At 52.6% G+C, this 21878-nt stretch carries 20 protein-coding genes; 5 read left to right on the forward strand and 15 right to left on the reverse strand.

Features of this window, described 5'->3' with window-relative positions; translation table 11 throughout:
- Positions 1-381 precede the first annotated feature (381 nt).
- The 5 genes from cbpM to FEK47_RS19945 all read right to left on the reverse strand — a co-directional run bounded on the left by cbpM (position 382) and on the right by FEK47_RS19945 (position 4392).
- Entirely contained in the window at positions 382-687 is a 306-nt protein-coding gene (cbpM, locus tag FEK47_RS19925; RefSeq protein ID WP_130205424.1) for a chaperone modulator CbpM, read from the reverse strand.
- A complete protein-coding gene (gene cbpA / locus FEK47_RS19930) occupies positions 687-1607 on the reverse strand; it encodes a curved DNA-binding protein (protein ID WP_130205426.1) in 921 nt (306 codons plus the stop codon). Before cbpA ends, cbpM begins: the two co-directional genes overlap by 1 nt.
- Positions 1608-1820: 213 nt before the next feature.
- Positions 1821-2177: a RidA family protein gene (locus FEK47_RS19935; RefSeq protein WP_135486350.1), complete on the reverse strand. Its 357-nt coding sequence runs from the start codon at positions 2175-2177 to the stop codon at positions 1821-1823.
- Entirely contained in the window at positions 2174-3427 is a 1254-nt protein-coding gene (locus FEK47_RS19940) for a D-amino acid dehydrogenase (protein WP_138183349.1), read from the reverse strand. The genes FEK47_RS19935 and FEK47_RS19940 overlap by 4 nt, the downstream gene beginning before the upstream one ends.
- A 50-nt stretch (positions 3428-3477) precedes the next feature.
- Positions 3478-4392 carry a LysR family transcriptional regulator gene (locus FEK47_RS19945; protein ID WP_130215827.1) on the reverse strand — a complete coding sequence of 305 codons (915 nt, stop codon included), beginning with the start codon at positions 4390-4392 and terminating at the stop codon, positions 3478-3480.
- A gap of 272 nt (positions 4393-4664) precedes the next feature.
- Here FEK47_RS19945 and FEK47_RS19950 point away from each other — a divergent pair, with 272 nt between their 5' ends.
- Both FEK47_RS19950 and agp read left to right on the forward strand, forming a co-directional pair.
- Complete coding sequence (locus FEK47_RS19950; protein WP_135404166.1) at positions 4665-6098, forward strand: gluconate:proton symporter; 1434 nt, start codon at positions 4665-4667, stop codon at positions 6096-6098.
- A gap of 149 nt (positions 6099-6247) precedes the next feature.
- The gene (gene agp / locus FEK47_RS19955) at positions 6248-7489 is read left to right on the forward strand and encodes a bifunctional glucose-1-phosphatase/inositol phosphatase (RefSeq protein WP_135486349.1); all 1242 of its coding nucleotides are present in this window, start codon (positions 6248-6250) and stop codon (positions 7487-7489) included.
- 219 nt (positions 7490-7708) lie between these two features.
- On the opposite strand, the gene FEK47_RS19960 is transcribed toward agp, so the two are convergent.
- Together FEK47_RS19960 and wrbA are read right to left on the reverse strand one after the other, a co-directional pair.
- Positions 7709-7936 carry a YccJ family protein gene (locus tag FEK47_RS19960; RefSeq protein ID WP_001143120.1) on the reverse strand — a complete coding sequence of 76 codons (228 nt, stop codon included), beginning with the start codon at positions 7934-7936 and terminating at the stop codon, positions 7709-7711.
- A 20-nt stretch (positions 7937-7956) separates the two neighbouring features.
- A complete protein-coding gene (gene wrbA / locus FEK47_RS19965; protein WP_001151442.1) occupies positions 7957-8553 on the reverse strand; it encodes an NAD(P)H:quinone oxidoreductase in 597 nt (198 codons plus the stop codon).
- A gap of 376 nt (positions 8554-8929) precedes the next feature.
- Between wrbA and FEK47_RS19970 the strand changes: the two genes are divergently transcribed.
- Positions 8930-9103: a general stress protein gene (locus FEK47_RS19970; protein ID WP_001273658.1), complete on the forward strand. Its 174-nt coding sequence runs from the start codon at positions 8930-8932 to the stop codon at positions 9101-9103.
- Between the two features lie 257 nt (positions 9104-9360).
- On the opposite strand, the gene rutG is transcribed toward FEK47_RS19970, so the two are convergent.
- Genes rutG through rutA form a run of 7 tightly spaced genes read right to left on the reverse strand, consistent with a single transcriptional unit; the run spans position 9361 to position 14804 of the window.
- Positions 9361-10689: a pyrimidine utilization transport protein G gene (gene rutG, locus FEK47_RS19975; RefSeq protein WP_001326838.1), complete on the reverse strand. Its 1329-nt coding sequence runs from the start codon at positions 10687-10689 to the stop codon at positions 9361-9363.
- A gap of 20 nt (positions 10690-10709) precedes the next feature.
- Positions 10710-11204, reverse strand: coding sequence for an NADH-dependent FMN reductase RutF (rutF, locus tag FEK47_RS19980; RefSeq protein WP_001028095.1), 495 nt, complete (start codon positions 11202-11204; stop codon positions 10710-10712).
- Positions 11205-11214: 10 nt separating this feature from the next.
- Positions 11215-11805 carry a malonic semialdehyde reductase gene (locus FEK47_RS19985; protein WP_001001171.1) on the reverse strand — a complete coding sequence of 197 codons (591 nt, stop codon included), beginning with the start codon at positions 11803-11805 and terminating at the stop codon, positions 11215-11217.
- A gap of 9 nt (positions 11806-11814) precedes the next feature.
- On the reverse strand, positions 11815-12615 hold the full coding sequence (rutD, locus tag FEK47_RS19990) for a pyrimidine utilization protein D (RefSeq protein WP_135486348.1): 801 nt from the start codon (positions 12613-12615) through the stop codon (positions 11815-11817).
- Between the two features lie 7 nt (positions 12616-12622).
- Positions 12623-13009 carry a 3-aminoacrylate deaminase gene (rutC, locus tag FEK47_RS19995; protein WP_001126780.1) on the reverse strand — a complete coding sequence of 129 codons (387 nt, stop codon included), beginning with the start codon at positions 13007-13009 and terminating at the stop codon, positions 12623-12625.
- Positions 13010-13020: 11 nt separating this feature from the next.
- A complete protein-coding gene (rutB, locus tag FEK47_RS20000; RefSeq protein ID WP_135486352.1) occupies positions 13021-13713 on the reverse strand; it encodes a peroxyureidoacrylate/ureidoacrylate amidohydrolase RutB in 693 nt (230 codons plus the stop codon).
- A complete protein-coding gene (gene rutA, locus FEK47_RS20005) occupies positions 13713-14804 on the reverse strand; it encodes a pyrimidine utilization protein A (RefSeq protein WP_001345642.1) in 1092 nt (363 codons plus the stop codon). The genes rutB and rutA overlap by 1 nt, the downstream gene beginning before the upstream one ends.
- A 287-nt stretch (positions 14805-15091) precedes the next feature.
- Between rutA and rutR the strand changes: the two genes are divergently transcribed.
- Positions 15092-15730, forward strand: a complete 639-nt coding sequence (gene rutR / locus FEK47_RS20010; RefSeq protein ID WP_000191701.1) for an HTH-type transcriptional regulator RutR — start codon at positions 15092-15094, stop codon at positions 15728-15730.
- A gap of 39 nt (positions 15731-15769) precedes the next feature.
- Here the strand turns inward: rutR and putA are convergent, their stop codons facing one another.
- A complete protein-coding gene (gene putA, locus FEK47_RS20015) occupies positions 15770-19732 on the reverse strand; it encodes a trifunctional transcriptional regulator/proline dehydrogenase/L-glutamate gamma-semialdehyde dehydrogenase (RefSeq protein WP_135486347.1) in 3963 nt (1320 codons plus the stop codon).
- 421 nt (positions 19733-20153) lie between these two features.
- On the opposite strand from putA, the gene putP reads away from it, so the two are divergent.
- The gene (gene putP / locus FEK47_RS20020; protein ID WP_001018479.1) at positions 20154-21662 is read left to right on the forward strand and encodes a sodium/proline symporter PutP; all 1509 of its coding nucleotides are present in this window, start codon (positions 20154-20156) and stop codon (positions 21660-21662) included.
- The last annotated feature ends 216 nt before the right edge of the window (positions 21663-21878 follow it).

Below are 21878 nucleotides of genomic sequence, written 5' to 3' on the forward strand. Positions count from 1 at the left end.
GGCCATAACAGTATCTACGGGAACGGTGATTTTTGTAGGCCTGATAAGACGCGTTAAGCGTCGCATCAGGCATTATGGCAGAACCGCCGGATGCGGCGTGAACGCCTTATCCGGCCTACAGGAACGGTGATCTTTGTAGGCCTGATAAGACGCGTTAAGCGTCGCATCAGGCATTATGGCAGCGCTGCCGGAGGCGGCGTGAACGCCTTATCCGGCCTACGGAAAGGGTGATTTTTGTAGGCCTGATAAGACGCGTTAAGCGTCGCATCAGGCATTATGGCAGCGCTGCCGGATGCGGCGTGAACGCCTTATCCGGCCTACGGGAACGGTGATCTTTGTAGGCTTGATAAGACGCGTCAGCATCGCATCCGGCAGCCACACTCACGGGTGAGCCACAAACCGGGAAAGCCGCTGGCGTAACAGACGGTTTTCCTGTTTCAGATGTGCAATATCATCCATTAACGTTAGTGCCACCGCGATCCCCGGCCAGTCCAGCGCCAGTTCCTGACGCAGACGTACCGCGCGTTGCACCACAATGGCGGCATGGTCATCAAATACCCAGGTTGTTTCCTGGATCTCTCTCGGTTCAACCACCCCCAAACCGACAATTTCATTCAACTCCTCTTCAGAAATGCCGGTATGTAGGCAAAATTCGGTAATGGTAAAAGTCACCGTAACATGAGCCATTATGCTTTCCCCCAATCTTTACGTGGATCAAAAGACGACTGGGCGTCTGCCAGTTGTTGCCACAGCGCAGCAGTATTTTCATCCGGTTTCGGCGGCATGACGATTTTCAGTACCGCATACAAGTCACCAGTCTGTTTTTTGCTTACCAGACCTTTGCCTTTAATGCGCAATCGTTGCCCGGCCTGACTGCCTGGCGGAATGGTCAACAAAATGCTTTCTTTCAGGGTTGGTACAGTGACTTTGCTACCCAGAGCCGCTTCCCACGGGCTAACCGGCACCACAATTTCCAGATCCTGACCGACAATATCAAACAACGGATGCGGGGCTATATGAATCACCAGCCACAGGTCGCCATTTGGACCACCGTTTTCGCCTGGCGTCCCCTGGCCTTTCAGGCGGATACGTTGGCCATTGCCGACGCCCGCCGGGATCTTCACATTCAGCGTTTTCGGGATTTCCTGTTCGATCATGCCAAAGGCGTTATAAACCGGCAGGTTATAGCTGATGGTACGTTTGTGCTCAGTAAGCGTTTCTTCCAGGAATACCGCAACTTCAATTTCAATATCGTGGCCACGTGTGGCGGGGCGTTGACGGCTCTGGCGGGCATGTTGACCGAAAATTGACGAGAAGATATCGTCAAAATCTTCGGCATTGAAACTCTGACCGTCGCCATGCTGGAACTGGCGGTTGAATTGCGGATCGTTGCGATGCTGCCACATCTGATCATATTCAGCGCGACGCTGTTCATCACTTAACACTTCCCAGGCTTCAGCGACCTCTTTGAAGCGGGCTTCGGCATCGGGCTCTTTGCTGACATCAGGATGGTATTTGCGGGCCAGTCGACGATAGGCGGTCTTGATTGTCTTGAGATCGTCCGTCGGTTTCACGCCCATGATGGCGTAATAATCCTTTAATTCCATAGCGTTATCTCGCGTAAATCAATACAGACAAAGGGAAACCCCTGACAAGGTATCAGAGTTAAGTGTAGGGGAAATCAGAAAAAATCGTAGGCCAGTGATAAAAACATAACTAAAAATGATATTTTCAGCCTGAATTTTGGCAGGTAAAAGAGGGGACGTTTAACCTTCATAGATGCCCCATGACGACGTTGTCAGGGGGCTGAAAATGGTGAATTATCCTGCTTTTACCGCAGTGACCATCACTTCAACCAGAATCTCCGGGCGGGCCATCTCAGCCTGCACGGCAGCACGTGCCGGGCTATATCCTTCTGGCATCCAGTTAACCCATACGTCGTTGAAATCGGCAAAATCGCGGCTGATATCTTTCAGCCATACCTGAGCGGACAAGAGATGAAATTTATCACTGCCCGCTTCAGCAAGTAATGCGTCGATTTTCTCCAGCACTTCGCGCGTTTGTTGCGCGATGTCAGGCGTATTGCTCTTCGGTGTCTGACCGGAGAGAAATACAAGATTGCCATATTCCACACTGGCGGCAAGACGAGGTTGTGGGTTATTACGTTTGATATTCAAGCTGATTGGCTCCATGTCAGTCCATCAAGGGAAATTGCGGGATCTTCGCCTGATAGCAGCGCGCCTAACACCACGGCACTACCCGCCGCCAGCGTAAAGCCCAGACTGCCCTGACCAAGATTCATCCACAGATTTTGATACTTCGCCCGTCCTAATAGTGGCGGACCCGCAGGGGTGGATGGACGCATACCTGTCCATAATTCAGCATCATCGATGCCTTGCAGTTGCGGAAAACTGTTAGCTACGATCTGCTTTAAGGCATTGATTCGTTCAGGGCGCAATTCATTTCCGTCATAGCCAATATCGACCATGGCGGCGATACGCAACCGCTCACCGAGGCGGGCATAGACAATTTTATGACCATAGTCGGTGACACTGATTTGCGGTGCGATCCCCATTTCTTGTGGGAAGGGGAGCGTCAGACTGTAACCTTTCAGACCGCAGAGCGGTACGTGAGTCCCGGTTTCGGCAAGTAAATGCTTACTGCCATTACCCGCGGCAACGACATAATCATCAGCAACCAGTGTTCCTGTGCTGGTGGTGATGGAATCAATGCGCTCGCCTTTTTTATTCAACTGCAAAACTTCACAATCGGTTTGTAGCGAAAAATTTGCGCTGGCATTAAGTTTGGCAAGTAATGCCTGGCAGAACTTATAGCAGTCCGCCGTTTCATCGCCGGGGGAGTAAATACCGCCACACAATGAATGACCAATATGTTTTAGTGCTGGTTCAAGATGAACGCACTCTTCGCGTGATAAAGCCTGTTGAAATTGCGGATTAATACCTTTTGCTGCTTTGGCTAAATCTTGCGGGCGGCGATGAATAATCAGTTTGCCAGAACGGCGCCAGTGAAAATCATCAAGATTATCTTCCAGCAGCCACTCTTCCATGACCTGACGGCTTAACAGTGATAAGCGTAAAATATGGTCGCCATTGAGTTTATTTGTCCGGCTATTGCAGGCCAGTAAAAATTCCAGCAACCAGCGCCACTGGCTAAATGACATGCGCAAACGCATATTGAGGGGGGAGTCGCTTTTCCCCATCCATTTAACTCCCTGCATCGGTACGCCTTTATCCGCCAGAGGAGCAACGTAGCGATAACTGAGTTGCCCACCATTAGCGAAACTGGTGGCGACGCCTGCCTGGCTGTTGCGTTCTAACAATTGCACCTGATGGCCCTGTTTTACCAGAACCCATGCTGTTGCCAGACCAATTACCCCGCCGCCAATAATTACAATGCGTTTTTTCATCACCTGAGATATCCACCGCTAATAAATGCGTTGGGGTTATGTCAAAGCATTTAGACCTGAGGGGCAATTGACTTTTTATTTTCAGGGTATAACTCAAGGTTAATGGCTCGCAGCTGGAGACGTAATTGCTGACAGAGGAAATCGACAAATTTTTGTGTAATGGGGCTAAGTGAAACGTCGGCGCGGCGTAGCAAGCAAAGGTCAATTTTCATTGGCGGGGCGATGGGGTGAATCGTCTCTGCCGGGAGGTTATGACGGGCAGAGAAAATATCGGTAATACTGCATCCCATTCCGCGTTTTACAAATTCCGTCGCCATGTAATAGGTCTGGACATTCAGGCGCGTCGTCAAAAAATCACGTCGTTTAGCTATTGCATCGGAAAGGGAATGAGGGCCGGGAGAAATCCAGCGTTGTTGGTCAATCTTGTCTATTTCTACTGCGCCCTGGCGATAGTCCCGGTCGATATAAACCAGCGGAACTTCGGCTATCAGCGTCGTCATAATTTCCCCCTGTTGAATCGGTTGTAGCGTCAGGGCCAGATCAATCTCACGCAGATCAAGTTTTTTAACCAACGTTTCAGTGTGCTCTGTCGTCAGTGTCATGACCAGATTCGCATTCTGCTGGTAAAACGCCGTGACTATTTCCGGCACCAGACTTAATCCCAGGCTTGGCAGGCATCCCAGGGCTATTCTGGCTCGCGGATCTCGCGTCAGGTTATCGGCCAGTAGTCGCAGGTTGTCGAGTTCGTGATAAATCGACTGCGCTTTTTCAAAAAGTGTGATCGCTTCGCTGGTTGGAAGAAGCTTGCCACGAACTCGCTGAAAGAGCTGAAAACCGAGTTTTTGCTCAGCGTTTTTTAACGCTTTACTGGCGGCCGGCTGGGAAATATTCAGCGATTCCGCTGCCCGTGAAAGTGTCCCGCATGTCATCACAGCATAGAAGATTTCCAGGTGGCGCAGTTTCATTAAGAGTTAACCCAGAGTTATAGACGATAGATAAAAAGTCATTTCATGGTAACACTAGGTTAACATAAATTTAATGCGTAACGCCTGTTCTGGTAACAATGCGTTATTTGCCCACCTAAAGGGGTTAATTACGAACTCAGAATAATACCTGTAGTACCCGGACAAACCCTCAGTGCATTTTGCTAACAATAATAACGAGGGGGGATATTTTCTGAGCTGTCCAAATATATCGGCTGATATTGAAAGTCGATTCGATGGGGTTAAGGAGTTATATGAGTGACTCAATGCTCGCTGGTGGTTCACTAACCAGACAAAATATCACCAAAAAGAATGTCATTATTGGCTTGTTATTGATTGCATTTTTACTGATAGCGTTCTGGTGCCAGGGGCGTCCAGGTAATGAACTCGGACTGCTTGGTTTTACACCACTGGTGGCGTTAGCGGTGCTCTCGTTGATAGGCGTCGATATTGTTCTGGCGGTTATTTCATCGATTATTATTGCGATGATAATGACTTCCACCGGCTTACCTGAAATGGGCGCCATGCTGGCAAAATCGACGGGATCGTTTATCGCCACTGTTGGTTTGATCATTATGCTTGGCGCAGGCGTAGGTGAAGTGGCAACACGTACCGGAGCCGCCGTTGAACTGGTCAAATTTGTGGTGCATCGTATCGGGCTTTCCAGCCAGACACGGGTCAAATTTGGTATCGTCGTCTCATCCATTCTTATCTGTGGTGCGCTGGGCACAATGGCAGGCGGCAACGCCATTATTGTTGCGGTGATTATTCCCGTGGCGGCGGCAGTACGGCTGACACCGCCTACAGTGGCTGCACTGATGATGACGGCGGGGTCAGTGGGATTGTTTACCGGGCCATTTACTCCCAGTACTGTGACGATTTTACAACTCGGCGGCCTGACTTATCCGCAATACCTGATGTATGTCGGGCTACCAATGAGTGCTGTGACATTATTTGCTGGCTGGATAATGGCCGGGCGAATTCAGAAGATGACGGAAGGAAAATTACACTACGAAGTGGATCTCTCGGAGAAAACTCAGGAAGAAGAGGATCCTGCCCGCGATCGTCGTCGCAAACTCAGCGCCCTGGCATTTGCGGCAACCATTATTGTGATGGCGGTAATCGGTGTAGTGATAAAAGCAGGTTTTAGTTTTGCCATTATCGTTATGCTGTTGGTGGCGTTGATCACCGGGCTGGTGGGCGGATTAAGCCCAACCGGGATCCTGCAAGCGCTGTATAAAGGCTGTGGCAGACTGGTGTGGATGTTTCTGCTCTACTGGCTGTATAACCCGATTCTGGAACTTATGGATAGCCTGCAGGCGTATCAGGGATTGCTCGAATACACACAACCACTGTTAACCGGGATATCTCCGGCATGGCTTTGCTTCTGCATTTTTGCCTTTAACATTATCGGTCATGTGCCAGGTGCTGCTGTTGCTCAGATGACCTTCACGCATAAAATATTTGGTCCGATGTTGATGGCTGCGGGAGTGCCGCCACAGGGTACAACGGCAGTGTTATTAGCCTCATCGCAAGTGGACTGGTTTGGGCCTTTCCCTTCATCGGATATGTTCGGTCAAATGGGGCTGGCACAATCAACTCACCTGAAATATATGCTTTATAACGGTTGGGCCATTGTCATTGCCAATATCATTCTTTTTGCCTTGCTGTTTCAGGTATTAGTTTAACGATACAAACCAGGCGATAGCGCGACTACTGTCCGTTATCGCCTGACGGTTTCCCGCCTCGTCATCTGCTAAATTGCGAACCTGTTCCCGGAAAAATGCCATATTTCTGTCACACTCTTAATTGATTGATAACTAAAGAGGTGATGGGAATGAAAAAAACGCTAATCGCTGCGGCCGTGGCTGGGATGGTTTTACTCTCTTCGAATGCTCAGGCACAGACCGTGCCGGAAGGCTATCAGCTACAGCAAGTGCTACTCATGAGCCGTCATAACTTACGTGCGCCTCTGGCAAATAATGGCAGTGTGCTTGAGCAGTCGACGCCGAATAAATGGCCGGAGTGGGATGTTCCCGGTGGACAACTCACGACCAAAGGCGGCGTGCTGGAAGTGTATATGGGCCATTACATGCGTGAGTGGCTGGCAGAGCAGGGAATAGTGAAAACAGGTGAATGCCCGCCAGCAGATACTGTTTACGCTTACGCCAACAGCTTGCAACGTACCGTCGCTACTGCACAATTTTTTATCACAGGCGCATTTCCGGGGTGTGACATTCCTGTTCATCACCAGGAAAAAATGGGCACTATGGACCCAACCTTTAACCCGGTGATCACCGATGATTCCGCCGCATTCAGTGAGCAGGCGGTGGCGGCAATGGAAAAAGAGCTCGGCAAACTTCAGCTTACCGACAGCTACCAGTTACTGGAAAAAATCGTTAACTATAAAGATTCACCAGCCTGCAAAGAGAAACAGCAGTGTTCGCTGGTGGACGGTAAAAATACCTTTAGCGCGAAGTATCAGGAAGAACCAGGCGTTTCCGGGCCGCTAAAAGTGGGCAACTCGCTGGTGGACGCGTTCACCCTGCAATACTACGAAGGTTTCCCGATGGATCAGGTGGCCTGGGGGGAAATCAAATCAGATCAACAATGGAAAGTGTTGTCGAAGCTGAAAAACGGTTACCAGGATAGCCTGTTTACTTCACCGGAAGTGGCGCGTAATGTCGCGAAACCGCTGGTCAGTTATATCGACAAAGCCCTGGTTACCGATCGTGCCAGTGCGCCGAAAATCACAGTGCTGGTTGGGCACGACTCAAACATTGCCTCTCTGTTAACGGCGCTGGATTTCAAACCGTATCAGTTGCATGACCAGAACGAACGCACGCCGATTGGCGGCAAAATCGTTTTCCAGCGTTGGCATGACAGCAAAGCCAATCGCGATTTGATGAAAATTGAATATGTGTATCAGAGTGCGGAACAGTTACGTAATGCCGATGCGTTAACGTTGCAGGCTCCTGCGCAGCGTGTGACGCTGGAATTAACCGGCTGCCCGATAGATGCCAACGGTTTTTGCCCAATGGATAAGTTTGATAGCGTGTTGAATGAAGCGGTGAAATAACAGAAAGCTCCCCCGCGAGAAGCGGGGGAATATGAGACTGATGACAAACGTGAGATTGCCTGATGCGCTACGCTTATCAGGCCTACCCGAGAATTGCACTATATCGAATTTGCACGATCATGTAGGCCGGATAAGGCGTTCACGCCGCATCCGGCATGAACAAAGCGCACGTTGTCAACAATTTGAAAGCTCCCCCGCGAGAAGCGGGGGAGTCGCTGATTAAACGTTTTTACGTTCGATGGTCTGTTCGCCCCAAAAAAGCGAATCTTTATCGGTTTTAGCAAAGGCTTTGACTAACACTTCATCGCTACCTTCTTCCCAAATCTTTTCCGCCATTTTTTCGTCGTACCCGGCGACTTCGAAAATGGCCTCGGCTATTTCCGGCGACGTATTGCGCAGAGATGCCCATTCACCCACGTGATGAGCTTTCGCTTCTTGAGTTGGCATGCGTATCCTCCTGTTGAAGATTAGCCGTTGAGTTTAACTGCCAGACCAGCGACATATTCCCCCTGATAACGTGCGATAGACAACTCTTCCTGGCTGGGTTGGCGTGAACCGTCACCGCCTGCAATGGTGGTTGCGCCGTACGGCGTTCCGCCGCGAACCTGCGAGACGTCAAAAAGTTCCTGCGCTGCGTAGCCAATAGGGACAATCACCATGCCGTGGTGCGCAAGTGTCGTCCAGGTGGATGTGATGGTTTGTTCCTGACCGCCGCCGGTGCCGGTAGAGCTAAAGACGCTCGCCAGTTTTCCGTACAATGCGCCAGAAGCCCACAGGCCGCCCGTCTGGTCGAGGAAGGTACGCATTTGCCCGGACATATTGCCGAAGCGGGTTGGCGTACCAAAAATAATGGCGTCGTAATCGGCCAGTTCTTGCGGAGTTGCAACGGGTGCAGTTTGCGTTTTACCGCCTGCTTTTTCGAATAATTGCGGCTGCATGGTTTCCGGTACACGCTTAACAACAACTTCTGCGCCATCGACTTTGCTTGCGCCTTCAGCGACTGCGCGCGCCATCGTTTCGATATGTCCGTACATGGAATAATAAAGCACCAGAACTTTAGCCATTTCTAACCACTCCTCGTGTTATCTCTATTCCGTAGCGATTCGCTACCACTCTTTTAAAGATAAGACGTCCTTTTCAGAGTGCAAATTTCACAACCACTTATTTGATTTATAACAACTTTCACAAACGCGTAAATTTGTCGCAAAATGATACATTTTTATCCCATAGCGTTTTTTTAATCATAAGAGAGGCTTATGGATAATTATTGGAAATGATATCCATTCTCGCTCAGAACCTGTTGCAGGATATTACCAAACGCGGGTCCACCCGCGTCAGTTCACTAAGCTTAGTCCCACGTAGCGAAAATATGGCACCGCCATACGCCGCGTTAATCCTATGCAATGCAATATGATGTCTACATCAAGACGGAGGTCAGTAATGGCAAACCATCGAGGCGGTTCAGGTAATTTTGCAGAAGACCGCGAAAGAGCATCAGAAGCAGGTAAAAAAGGTGGACAGCACAGCGGGGGTAATTTCAAAAATGACCCGCAGCGCGCATCTGAAGCAGGTAAAAAAGGTGGGAAGAGCAGTCACGGCAAAAGCGACAACTAGCCGGGCTAATCAATGACGAATGCATTTTTGTCTTTAGCTCGTCAAAAAGCCACCACCGCCGGTTACCCGGCGGTTGATACTGATGACAAATGTAAGCTTGCCTAGTGCGCGATGCTTATCAGGCCTACCAGAAGATTGCAATATATTGAATTTGCACTGTTTTGTAGGCCGGATAAGGCGTTTACGCCGCATCCGGCATGAACAATGCGTACGTTGTCAACAATCTGCACCGCCGGGTAATCCCGGCGGTTTTCTGTTTATGGCTCCTGATGAACAACTTCTGGCGGTGGAACGTCAACCAACTTTCTGCTTAACAACGCATTGAGTAAAATCGCGCCAAAAGTTGCCGTGCCGATCCCTCCCAACGTGAAGCCGCCCAGCGTGAGAGCAAAATCACCCGCGCCCAGCACTAACGTTACCGCGACCATTATCAAATTGCCGTTCTGGCTTAAATCCACACGGTTTTGTACCCAGATCCGCGCGCCTGCGACGGCAATTAGCCCGAACACAACAATTGATGCACCACCAATCACCGCTGCAGGAATGGTATGAATCAGCGCGCCAAATTTCGGTGAAAAGCCCAACAGCATGGCGATGACGGCAGCAGCAACAAACACCAGCGTTGAGTAGACTTTTGTCACGGCCATCACACCGATATTTTCAGCATAGGTGGTCACGCCGCTACCGCCGACAGAGCCGGAAAGCATCGTTGCCAGACCATCACCGACGAATGCCCGCCCCATATACGGGTCCATATTGCGTCCGGTCATCCCGGCGACCGCCTTGAGATGACCTAAGTTTTCCGCCACCAGAATCACCGCCACGGGCGCAATCAGCATCATTGCCTGACCATTAAAAGCAGGAGTGGAAAAATGTGGCAGACCGAACCAGGCAGCATGGCTGACGAGAGTAAAATCGACGGCTTTACCCAGCCCTAAAACGTTGGTCATCACGCCATACAGCAGACAGGCGACAATTAATCCTACGAGAATCAGCAACCGCTGGATCATGCCACGGGTAAACACCGCCACCAGCCCAATACACAGCACCGTCATTACCGCCATCCAGCTATCAAAGGCCGAAGCCGATACACTTTTCACCGCGATAGGCGCTAAGTTCAGGCCAATCGCCATCACCACCGCGCCCGTCACTACTGGCGGCATCAGACGTTCAATCCAGCGCGTACCGATTTTCATCACCACCAGGCCAATGACGGTATAAACCAGCCCACAGGCGATAATCCCGCCCAGCGCGATGCTGATATTCGGGTTAATCCCCTGGCCGTTAAAGCCCGTTGCAGCAATCACCACACCAACAAAAGCCGCGCTGGAACCGAGATAACTGGGAACGCGCCCGCCGGTAATAAAGAAAAACAGTAACGTGCCGATCCCCGACATTAAAATGGAAAGATTGGGATCCAGCCCCATCAGAATCGGCATTAACACCGTCGCGCCAAACATCGCCACCGCGTGTTGAACACCCATTACTGCCGTCTGAGCAAACGGCAATCGTTCATCCGGCGCGACCACGCCGCTCTCTGTAGAGGTCGATTTCAACTGCCAGTGAGGAAAACCGAACATTGCCATCAGCTGTCTCCTTAAGGAGGTTAACAAGCAGGGCGCATCAGCGCGTGATAACTGCGATCGAACCACACCAGCCCGTAAGGGGTGGCATGACGATGAATCGCCTCGATGGCGCAAAACAGAATGTCGTGGGTGCCGACGCTCACCACCTGGCTGATACGGCAGTCAAACGAAACCAGCGCCTCTTCCAGTTGCGGGCATCCGGTCACACCCGTCTGCCAGCGGGCGGCGGCAAAGCGGTGTTCCATGGGCGTTTTGCCGCCAAAAAGGTTGGAAAGCGGCTCCTGCCCGGCGCTAAGTGTATTTACACACAGCGTTCGATTTTCATTGAATACCGGCCAGACGGACGCCCCTCGATTCAGGCACACCAGTAATGTGGGCGGCGTGTCGGTCACGCTGCAGACGGCGCTGGCGGTGAACCCGGCGCGCCCGGCTGGACCGTCCGTGGTGATGATATTGACTGCCGCGCCCATACAGGACATTGCATCGCGAAAGGTTTGTTGATCGACAATGTTCATGGTTTGCTCCTTATAACAGCCCGCAGGCCTCTTCAAAGGACAGACGTGGCAGGCGCGCAAAAAGTTTGCTGCTATCGCCATAGCCGATGTTAATCAGCAGATTGCTTTTCAGCGTGCTGCCCGCAAAAAAGGCGTCGTCCACGTGTTGACGGTCGAAACCCGACATCGGGCCGGTATCCAGCCCCAGCGCACGGCAGGCAACGATCAGATAGGCCGCCTGCATGGAGCTGTTGCGAAACGCTGTTTCTTCGGCAAGTTGCGGGCTGGAAGTAAACCAACTGCGGGCATCGCCGTGAGGAAACAGTTGCGGTAACCGTTCATAAAATTCACTGTCCCAGGCGACGATAGCGGTGACGGGCGCGGTCAGGGTTTTTTGCAGATTGCCGCTGGAAAGCGCCGGGCGCAGACGTTCTTTTCCTTCTGCCGTGCGGATAAACACGATCCGTGCCGGAGAACAGTTAGCTGATGTTGGCCCCCATTTCATCAGGGCATAAATCTCCCGTAACGTCTCATCGCTGACGGGTGTCTCCCGCCAGCCGTTGTGAGTGCGGGCATCGGTGAACAAGGTGCTAAGCGCACCTGGGCTAACGGCTTCGTTCATAGCAATTCCTTACAGGGCGGCTTCACGGTGATGTAACAGGCTGGCAAGCCCGTTGAGTAACAGAGCATTAAACGTTTCGGGATCGGTCACGTTGCAGGCGTGTCCGCCATAGCGCATCACCATTTTCTGGCTATCGGGCAGGGCGGCATGAAGTTCACTGGAACATGCTGATGGCACCAGCAGATCATCACTGGCGCAGATGATTTGCACCGGGCAGCGGATACGATTCGCATGGTGACTAAAGTCAGCGCGTTTGAGGGCGTTAAGTCGACGCAGTAAATTATTTTTGCCCTGAAAATGCGCCAGTGCCAGCGCGTCTTCTGCTTCCAGGCGAGGTGCGCGGGCCGCCATCCAGTCGGCGGGATAGAGGAACAACGGCTGCGCTTCCACCCATGCCTGTGCGCCGCCGCTATACAGTAATCGTTCGCGAACCTGAAAACAGCGGCGCGTATGGGCGTTTATTCGTAGCCAGCCGTTAACGCTGACCAGCACAGTTACCGACGTGGGATAATCCAGCGCCAGCTGCATTCCCACCAGCGCACCGAGCGCATGTCCGACCACCGCGTAACGCTCAATCCCTGCGGCTACCAGCGCCTGATGCAGTTCCGCTGCCATCTGGGCGATACTGTAATCTTCTGCCAGCGTGTCGGGATTATTGCCGGTGCCGCGCTGGTCGTAACAGACTACCTGATACTCCTGCTCCAGCACCGCCAGTTGCGGTAACCAGTAACTGCCGCTACCGCCAAGACCCGAAATCAACACCACTACGGGCGCATCAGTATAAGGGGGAGGTGAGAGTGAAAGTTTCATCGCGGCCTCACTTGGCGATATGCGCAATTGTGGCGATTTCCACCAGCGCGTCAGGTTTTACCAGTCCGCACTGAATGCAGAATCGCGCCGGTTTATCACCCGGAAAAAACTCGGCGTAGATTTCGTTAATCGCGGCGTAATTTTTCCAGTCGGTAATAAATATGCTGTTGAAGGTCACGTCCGCCATCGTGCCACCCGCCGTCTCGATCACCTTGCGGATAGTTTCCAGAACGTGGCGGGTTTGCGCCTTTGGGTCATCGGCAAACAGCACATTATTATGTTGATCAAAAGCCAGCGTACCGGAGACGTACACCACGCCATCAGCCAGCGTGCCGGGAACGAAGGGGGCCAGCGGTGCGCTGCTGCCAGCGGGAATAATTACGGATTTCGGCATAAGTAAGTTCCTCAGGCAATACGGGCAAGAGACGTGGGCGAAAGCGCGTCGCAGAACGTTTCGACGTCGCTGACCCAGCCAAAAAAGGTTTCGATATTGAACAACGCGGCTTTCTGTGCAAATTCCGGCCCCGCCTGGTGAGTTGCGTCTTCCAGCACCACGCCGAAATACTCCAGAAAAAAGCCGTCGCGTAGCGTCGATTCGACGCAGACGTTGGTAGCGATACCGGTGAAAACCAGATGGCGTATTCCGCGGCTGCGCAAAATGCTGTCCAGCGGCGTATTGAAGAAACCGCTGTAGCGCGGCTTCGGCAGCACAATATCGCCAGGCTGCGGCACCAGTTCATCCACCAGTTGATAATCCCAGGAGCCTTTCGCCAGCAATTTCCCCTGCAGCTGCGGCTGCTTACGCATGGTTTTCAGGGCGTTCGATTTATGAAAATTCGGTGAGCCGGGTCCGCCAGCCTCGACATATTGTTCATCCCAGCCATTTTGAAACCAGATGATCAGCATCTCTGCCGCTCGCGCTGCGGTCACGGCGGTTTGAATGTTGGCAATGACCGGGCGAGTGGTTGAGACATCAAACCCGGCGAGATCTAAATAGCCGCCTGGCGTGGCATAGGCGTTTTGCATATCCACCACGATCAGCGCACTTTGCTGCGGATCGAAGGTAATGGCTTCCGGTCGTGCGGTTAAGGTTGTCATCATGCCACCTCCTGAGTCAGCGCAGGGAGATGGGCGCGGCACTGCATCAGTGGTTGAATGCGCTCGCCGAAGGTTTCGATTCCCGACAGAAAATCATCGAAGGTCAACAGCACGCCTTCGGCACCAGGCACGCTTGCGACTTCATCTAACATGCGCGCGACACTGGCGTAAGAACCGACTAACGTCCCCATATTGATGTTTACCGCCGAAGTGGGATCGGCCATCTGACGGACGTTGGTGTCAGTACCGGAGCGGGTATCTTTCTGACTTTGTTCGGTTAGCCAGCTTAACGCCTCTTCATCCGCGCCCGCTTTGTAGTGTTCCCATTTGGCGCGAGCGGCATCGTCGGTTTCATCGGCAATCACCATAAACAACACATAAGAGCCAACGTCGCGCCCGGTTTGCTCTGCGGCCTGTTTCATCCGCGCAGCGGTCGGGGCGAAAGCCGTGGGGGTATTTACGCCTTTGCCGAAACAGAAGTTGAAATCGGCATACTGAGCGGAGAACGCCATGCCAGCGTCGCTTTGCCCGGCGCAGATCACTTTCATGGGGACACTCGGTTGCGGACTGACGCGACAATCATTCATGGTGAAAAAATCGCCTTTAAAATCGCTTTTCCCCGAGCCCCACAGGTCGCGCAGCACCTGAACATATTCGGTGAGATAGTCGTAACGACGGGAGAAATAGTCATCGCCAGGCCAGATACCCATCTGCTCATACTCGGGCTTTTGCCAGCCAGTCACGAGGTTGACGCCAAAACGCCCGCCAGAGATGGAGTCGATGGTTGCGGCCATACGGGCGACGATTGCCGGAGGTAACGTTAAGGTGGCGGCGGTGGCGTATATCTGAATGCGCGAGGTCACGGCCGCCAGCCCCGCCATCAAGGTGAACGACTCAAGGTTGTGATCCCAGAACTCAGTTTTGCCGCCAAAGCCACGCAGTTTGATCATCGACAGGGCGAAATCGAAATGGTAGTGCTCCGCTTTTTGCACGATGGCTTTATTCAGTTCAAAGGTCGGCATGTACTGCGGCGCGTGGGTCGAAATGAGCCAGCCGTTGTTGCCAATAGGTACGAATACGCCAATTTTCATTATCAACCTCTCTTCGTCTCGTAAAGTGAAAGTCAGACGGGGCGCTGCATCCTGCATATCCTTTTCAGCCGCGTAATGGCTTGTTTGCAAAGCGGATGCCAGTTTTTAAAAAGTGAATGTTATTAATGCGTTAACATTGTGTTATCTAAAATATCTGGTAAAAAGTGGACTAAACGGTCAAAACAGTTGCACATAAAACATGCATCTGTGCGCGATGAGAGTGCAGAAGGTCGAGGCCGGGCGGGGGTTTTGCTATCCTGTTGCCAATCTACAAGAGGGGAGAGCGCATGACGCAAGGCGCAGTGAAAACAACGGGTAAACGTTCGCGTGCAGTAAGCGCGAAGAAAAAAGCGATTCTTAGCGCGGCACTGGACACTTTTTCGCAATTCGGTTTTCACGGCACACGGCTGGAGCAGATCGCAGAGTTGGCGGGTGTTTCTAAAACCAATCTGCTGTATTACTTCCCGTCGAAAGAGGCACTGTATATTGCCGTGCTGCGGCAAATTCTCGATATCTGGTTGGCGCCGTTAAAGGCGTTTCGTGAAGATTTCGCCCCGCTGGCGGCGATCAAAGAGTACATTCGTCTGAAGCTGGAAGTCTCCCGCGATTATCCGCAGGCTTCGCGCCTGTTCTGTATGGAGATGCTGGCAGGCGCGCCGTTGTTAATGGATGAACTGACGGGCGATTTGAAGGCGTTAATTGATGAGAAATCAGCGCTGATTGCGGGCTGGGTCAAGAGTGGCAAACTCGCGCCGATTGACCCGCAGCATTTGATTTTTATGATTTGGGCTTCCACTCAACATTACGCCGATTTCGCCCCTCAGGTGGAGGCGGTGACAGGCGCAACGTTGCGCGATGAGGTATTTTTCAATCAAACGGTTGAAAACGTGCAGCGGATTATTATTGAAGGGATTCGACCACGTTAAAGATGCCGGAGGAGGTAGTAACATCCTCCGGCTACCTGTTTAACCGATCGTCATTAAACTGGCGTTACCGCCAGCGGCAGCGGTATTCACACTCAGCGAACGTTCGATATACAGCCGTTCCAGAAGGATATTGCTTTCGCCACGGGCAAAACCCTGCACCGAAACAATTGCGCCATCCCGCGCGGCAACTGCTTCACACAATGCGCGAAGCTGATCCGAATCACCGTGGAAGATCACCGCATCAAACGGTTGAGCGGTTATATTTTCCGCTTTCGCCAGTTGAATACGCTCGCTGACTGCCGATGGCAAGGCCTTCACTAACTGACGATGCAGCGCGTCATCCGGCCACAGTACCTGGCTGCCCACCGCCAGCACGGCGGCGAGCTGAGTCAGCGCATCCTGTTCATCATCGGCAATACACAACACGCGCTCACGCGGCAGCAGCGTCCAGGTGTTGCGTTCACCCGTCGGCCCTGGCAGCAATCGTTGTGTTCCTGCCTGCGCCAGCTCGCCATATTGCGTACATAACGCCTGCAATTCTGGACGATTTGCTGCCCATTCCCGCAGTGCATTTAGCGGCTGAGTCAATGCGGCTTTCAACTGCGCATCGACCGGATACTCTGCATCCTGACGCGCGAGCGTCACCGCCAGCGCACTTTCCGGGCGATTCGCCAGCAGACGGTAGAGATAGAGCGGACCGCCTGCTTTCGGCCCGGTACCGGACAACCCTTCGCCGCCGAACGGCTGCACACCAACCACTGCACCCACCATATTACGGTTAACGTACAGGTTACCGACATGCGCCGAGCCAGTGACCTGGGCGATGGTTTCATCAATGCGCGTATGGACGCCAAGCGTCAGACCATAACCGGAAGCGTTAATCTGCTCGATCAGCTCCGGCAGCTGGTTACGGTTGTAACGCACCACATGCAGCACCGGACCAAAGACCTCTTTTTGCAATTCGGCAAAGTCATCCAGTTCGATCAGCGTCGGGGCGACAAAGGTGCCGCTTTGCCATTCGCGGGCATCTTCGCTGTTTTCCCGCACCGCCTGGAACACCGGACGGCCTTTGCTACGCATGGTCTGAATATGGCGCTCAATATTGGCTTTCGCTTCGCTATCAATCACCGGACCGATATCGGTGGTCAGGCGACCCGGATTACCCATCCGGCATTCGGCCATTGCGCCGCGCAGCATTTTCAACGTGTGGTCGGCAATCTCATCTTGCAGACACAGCACGCGCAGTGCCGAACAACGCTGACCCGCACTGTCGAACGCCGAGGCCAGCACATCTATTACGACTTGTTCGGTCAGTGCTGAAGAATCGACAATCATCGCGTTCATGCCGCCGGTTTCAGCGATGAGCGGAAGAGGGCGACCCTGAGCGTCCAGGCGGCTGGCGATATTGCGTTGCAGTAACGTAGCGACTTCGGTTGAACCGGTAAACATCACCCCGCGCACGCGATCATCACCCGTCAGTTGCGCGCCCACGGTTTCACCCCGACCTGGCAGCAATTGCACCACGCCTGGCGGTACACCCGCTTCCAGCAAAATGGCGATCCCTTGCGCGGCAATCAGCGGCGTTTGTTCTGCCGGTTTTGCCAGTACGCTGTTACCTGCAGCCAGTGCAGCAGCAATCTGCCCGGTGAAAATAGCCAGCGGGAAGTTCCACGGACTGATACACACCACAGGCCCTAATGGACGGTGGGTTTCGTTAGCGAAATCATCCCGCACCTGTCCGGCGTAGTAGTGGAGAAAATCGACGGCTTCACGCACTTCGGCGATGGCGTTACTGAAGGTTTTTCCGGCTTCACGCACCAGAATACCAATCAGTTGCTGCATCTGGCTTTCCATCAGCACGGCAGCGCGATGTAAAATCGCCGCGCGTTCAGCCGGAGGAGTGGCAAACCAGATTGGCGCGTTATTAACCGCACTTTCCAGCGCCTGTTCTACTTCACGCGGCGTGGCTTCACGCACAAAGCCCACAATATCTTTCGGTTCCGCAGGGTTAATAACGGGCGACATCTCACCAGCCGTGACCGGTTGTTCCAGCATTGGCAAGGCCTGCCATTTTTGCAGTGCACTATTGAGCAGGGCAGAAGAGAGCGAGGCCAGACGGTGTTCATTGGCGAGATCCAGCCCTGCCGAGTTGTCGCGCCCGTGACCGTAAAGATCGCGCGGCAGGGGAATTTTCGGATGCGGTAATCCCGTTTGCCCTTCCTGTTGCGCCAATTTTTCTACAGCAGAGACCGGATCGGCGACCAGTTCATCCAGTGGCAAAGAGGTGTCGGCAATACGGTTAACAAACGAGGTGTTAGCACCGTTTTCCAGCAGGCGGCGCACCAGATACGCCAGCAGCGTTTCATGTGTGCCAACCGGAGCATAAATACGACACGGACGGTTAAGTTTGCCGTCGGCAACTTTCCCGGTGACCTGCTCATACAGTGGCTCGCCCATACCATGCAGGCACTGGAACTCGTACTGACCCGGATAGTAGTTCTGACCTGCCAGTTGATAAATTGCCGCCAGCGTATGGGCGTTGTGCGTCGCGAACTGCGGGTAGATTAGATTCGGTACCGCCAGCAGCTTTTTCGCACAGGCGAGATAAGAAACGTCGGTATACACCTTGCGGGTATAAACCGGATAGCCTTCAAGGCCGTCCATCTGTGCACGCTTGATTTCACTATCCCAGTACGCGCCTTTCACCAGGCGAATCATCAGACGGCGACGGCTGCGGGTGGCGAGATCAATCAGATAATCAATCACCAACGGGCAGCGTTTTTGATAAGCCTGAATAACAAAACCGATGCCGTTCCAGCCTGCCAGTTCCGGCTCGAAACAGAGTTTTTCCAGCAGATCGAGGGAGATCTCCAGACGATCGGCCTCTTCGGCGTCAATGTTGATACCAATATCGTACTGACGCGCCAGCAGGGTGAGTGATTTCAGACGCGGGTAAAGCTCTTCCATTACCCGGTCATACTGGGCGCGGCTGTAACGCGGATGCAGCGCCGACAGTTTGATTGAAATGCCCGGCCCTTCATAGATGCCACGACCATTGGACGCTTTACCAATGGCGTGAATCGCCTGCTGATAGGAAACCATATACGCCTGTGCGTCTGCGGCAGTCAGCGCGGCTTCGCCCAGCATATCGTAAGAGTAACGGAAACCTTTTTCTTCCAGCTTGCGGGCATTGGCTAACGCTTCCGCGATGGTCTCACCCGTGACGAACTGCTCGCCCATCAGGCGCATCGCCATATCCACACCTTTGCGGATCAGCGGTTCACCGCTCTTACCGATAATGCGATTCAGCGAGCGGGAGAGGCTGGCTTCGTTATGGGTTGAAACCAGTTTGCCGGTAAACAGCAGCCCCCAGGTGGCGGCATTAACAAACAAAGACGGGCTACGACCAATGTGTGACTGCCAGTTACCGTTGCTGATTTTGTCGCGAATTAACGCGTCACGGGTGGCTTTGTCGGGAATACGCAACAACGCTTCCGCCAGACACATCAGCGCCACGCCTTCCTGCGATGACAACGAAAACTCCTGCAATAACCCCTGAACCATACCTGCGCGACCACTGGCGTTTTTTTGATTACGCAGTTTATCGGCCAGTTGATACGCCAGTTTGTGCGCCTGTTCGGCAATCGGCTGCGGCAGGCGAGCTTGTTCCAGCAGCATAGAAACCGCTTCAGTTTCCGGGCGGCGATACGCGGCGGTGATAGCGGCGCGGGAAACCGACTGGGGCAAAATTTGCTCGGCAAAGTCGAGGAATGGCTGGTGTGGTTCCTCTGCCGGAGTCGGTGCTTCATCGCTCTCATTGGCCGCGCCAGAAAGCAGCGCAGGTAGCTCCGGCAAGGTATCGCTATTTTCCAGTTGTTCAAGATAAGAAAAAATCGCCTGCTTAATTAACCAGTGCGGTGTGCGATCGATACGTGTCGCGGCTGACTTAATACGCTCACGCGTCGCGTCGTCCAGCTTAACCCCCATGGTGGTGGTTCCCATGCCATTACTCCTGTTGTTCTGAAAGGTGCAACTTAACGTTATCGTGAAATATCCATTATGTTGCAACTTTGTGCAACCACGTTAAATGTGACTTACGTAGCAAGCTTAAAAATGAATGAAATGTTAATAAAGGAAATCGATATGACAGGGATTAAAAAAGTAACGCAGACTTTTTCTCTGCGGCAGTTAACATTTTTGAAAGGTGCAACCGTAAAAAATGTGAGGAAGTGCAACCTGATGAAAAATAGTATCGCTGGGCAATAAAATTTGATGTAAATGATGTGTTAAATCGATTGTGAATAACCAGCACTTCCGGCAGGATACGGTCGCCCTGGTAAAACATAAACTCTGTTACCCCGTTCCGGTGGCAGATATAACGGCAAGTTTCGACATTGCCGATAATAATTTTTGGAGACTTTAGATGGCTATTAGCACACCGATGTTGGTGACATTTTGTGTCTATATCTTTGGCATGATATTGATTGGGTTTATCGCCTGGCGATCAACGAAAAACTTTGACGATTATATTCTGGGCGGTCGTAGCCTTGGGCCATTCGTGACGGCATTATCGGCGGGTGCGTCGGATATGAGCGGCTGGCTGTTAATGGGGTTGCCAGGCGCGGTTTTTCTTTCCGGGATTTCCGAAAGCTGGATCGCCATTGGCCTGACATTAGGCGCGTGGATTAACTGGAAACTGGTGGCCGGGCGGTTGCGTGTTCATACCGAATACAATAATAACGCCTTAACTCTGCCGGATTATTTCACCGGGCGCTTTGAAGATAAAAGCCGCATTTTGCGCATTATCTCCGCGCTGGTTATTTTGCTGTTCTTCACCATTTATTGCGCTTCGGGCATTGTGGCAGGCGCGCGTCTGTTTGAAAGTACCTTCGGCATGAGCTACGAAACGGCTCTGTGGGCGGGAGCTGCGGCGACGATCCTTTACACCTTTATTGGCGGTTTCCTCGCGGTGAGCTGGACTGATACTGTACAGGCCAGCCTGATGATTTTTGCCCTGATCCTGACGCCGGTTATCGTCATTATCAGTGTCGGTGGCTTTGGCGACTCGCTGGAAGTGATCAAACAAAAGAGCATCGAAAACGTGGATATGCTCAAAGGGCTGAACTTTGTTGCCATTATCTCGCTGATGGGCTGGGGGCTGGGTTACTTCGGTCAGCCGCACATTCTGGCGCGTTTTATGGCGGCGGATTCTCACCACAGCATTGTCCATGCGCGTCGTATCAGTATGACCTGGATGATCCTCTGCCTGGCAGGGGCGGTGGCTGTCGGCTTCTTTGGGATTGCTTACTTTAACGATCATCCGGCGTTGGCTGGTGCGGTAAATCAGAACGCCGAGCGTGTGTTTATCGAACTGGCGCAAATTCTATTTAACCCGTGGATTGCCGGGATTCTGCTGTCGGCGATTCTGGCGGCGGTGATGTCAACCTTAAGCTGCCAGTTGCTGGTATGTTCCAGTGCGATTACCGAAGATTTATACAAAGCGTTTCTGCGTAAACATGCCAGCCAGAAAGAGCTGGTGTGGGTAGGGCGTGTGATGGTGCTGGTGGTGGCGCTGGTGGCGATTGCGCTGGCGGCAAACCCGGAAAACCGCGTGCTGGGCTTAGTGAGCTATGCGTGGGCAGGCTTTGGCGCGGCGTTTGGTCCGGTGGTGCTGTTCTCGGTGATGTGGTCACGCATGACGCGCAACGGTGCGCTGGCGGGGATGATCATCGGTGCGCTGACGGTTATCGTCTGGAAGCAGTTCGGCTGGCTGGGACTGTACGAAATTATTCCGGGCTTCATCTTCGGCAGTATCGGGATTGTAGTGTTTAGTTTGCTGGGTAAAGCGCCGTCAGCGGCGATGCAAAAACGCTTTGCCGAGGCCGATGCGCACTATCATTCGGCTCCGCCGTCACGGTTGCAGGAAAGCTAAGGGAAGGCGTTTTACCGAAAATCCCGCGTCATAATCAGAAGCAGGCAGAGGGCAATCAGTGATTGCCCTCTGCGTTTTTCTCAAAAAAATTTACATTTTTTCATCATTATCACTACATTCCGCTTGTATTTTTCTTCACCGTAATGATAATCGCTATCACTGCGATTTACTTTTCTTTGCATAGATTGACTCAGAAAAACGTTTAAGGGTGGGTGG

This window comes from Escherichia sp. E3659, assembly GCF_005781135.1.
In the GTDB taxonomy this organism is placed as follows: Bacteria; Pseudomonadota; Gammaproteobacteria; order Enterobacterales; family Enterobacteriaceae; genus Escherichia.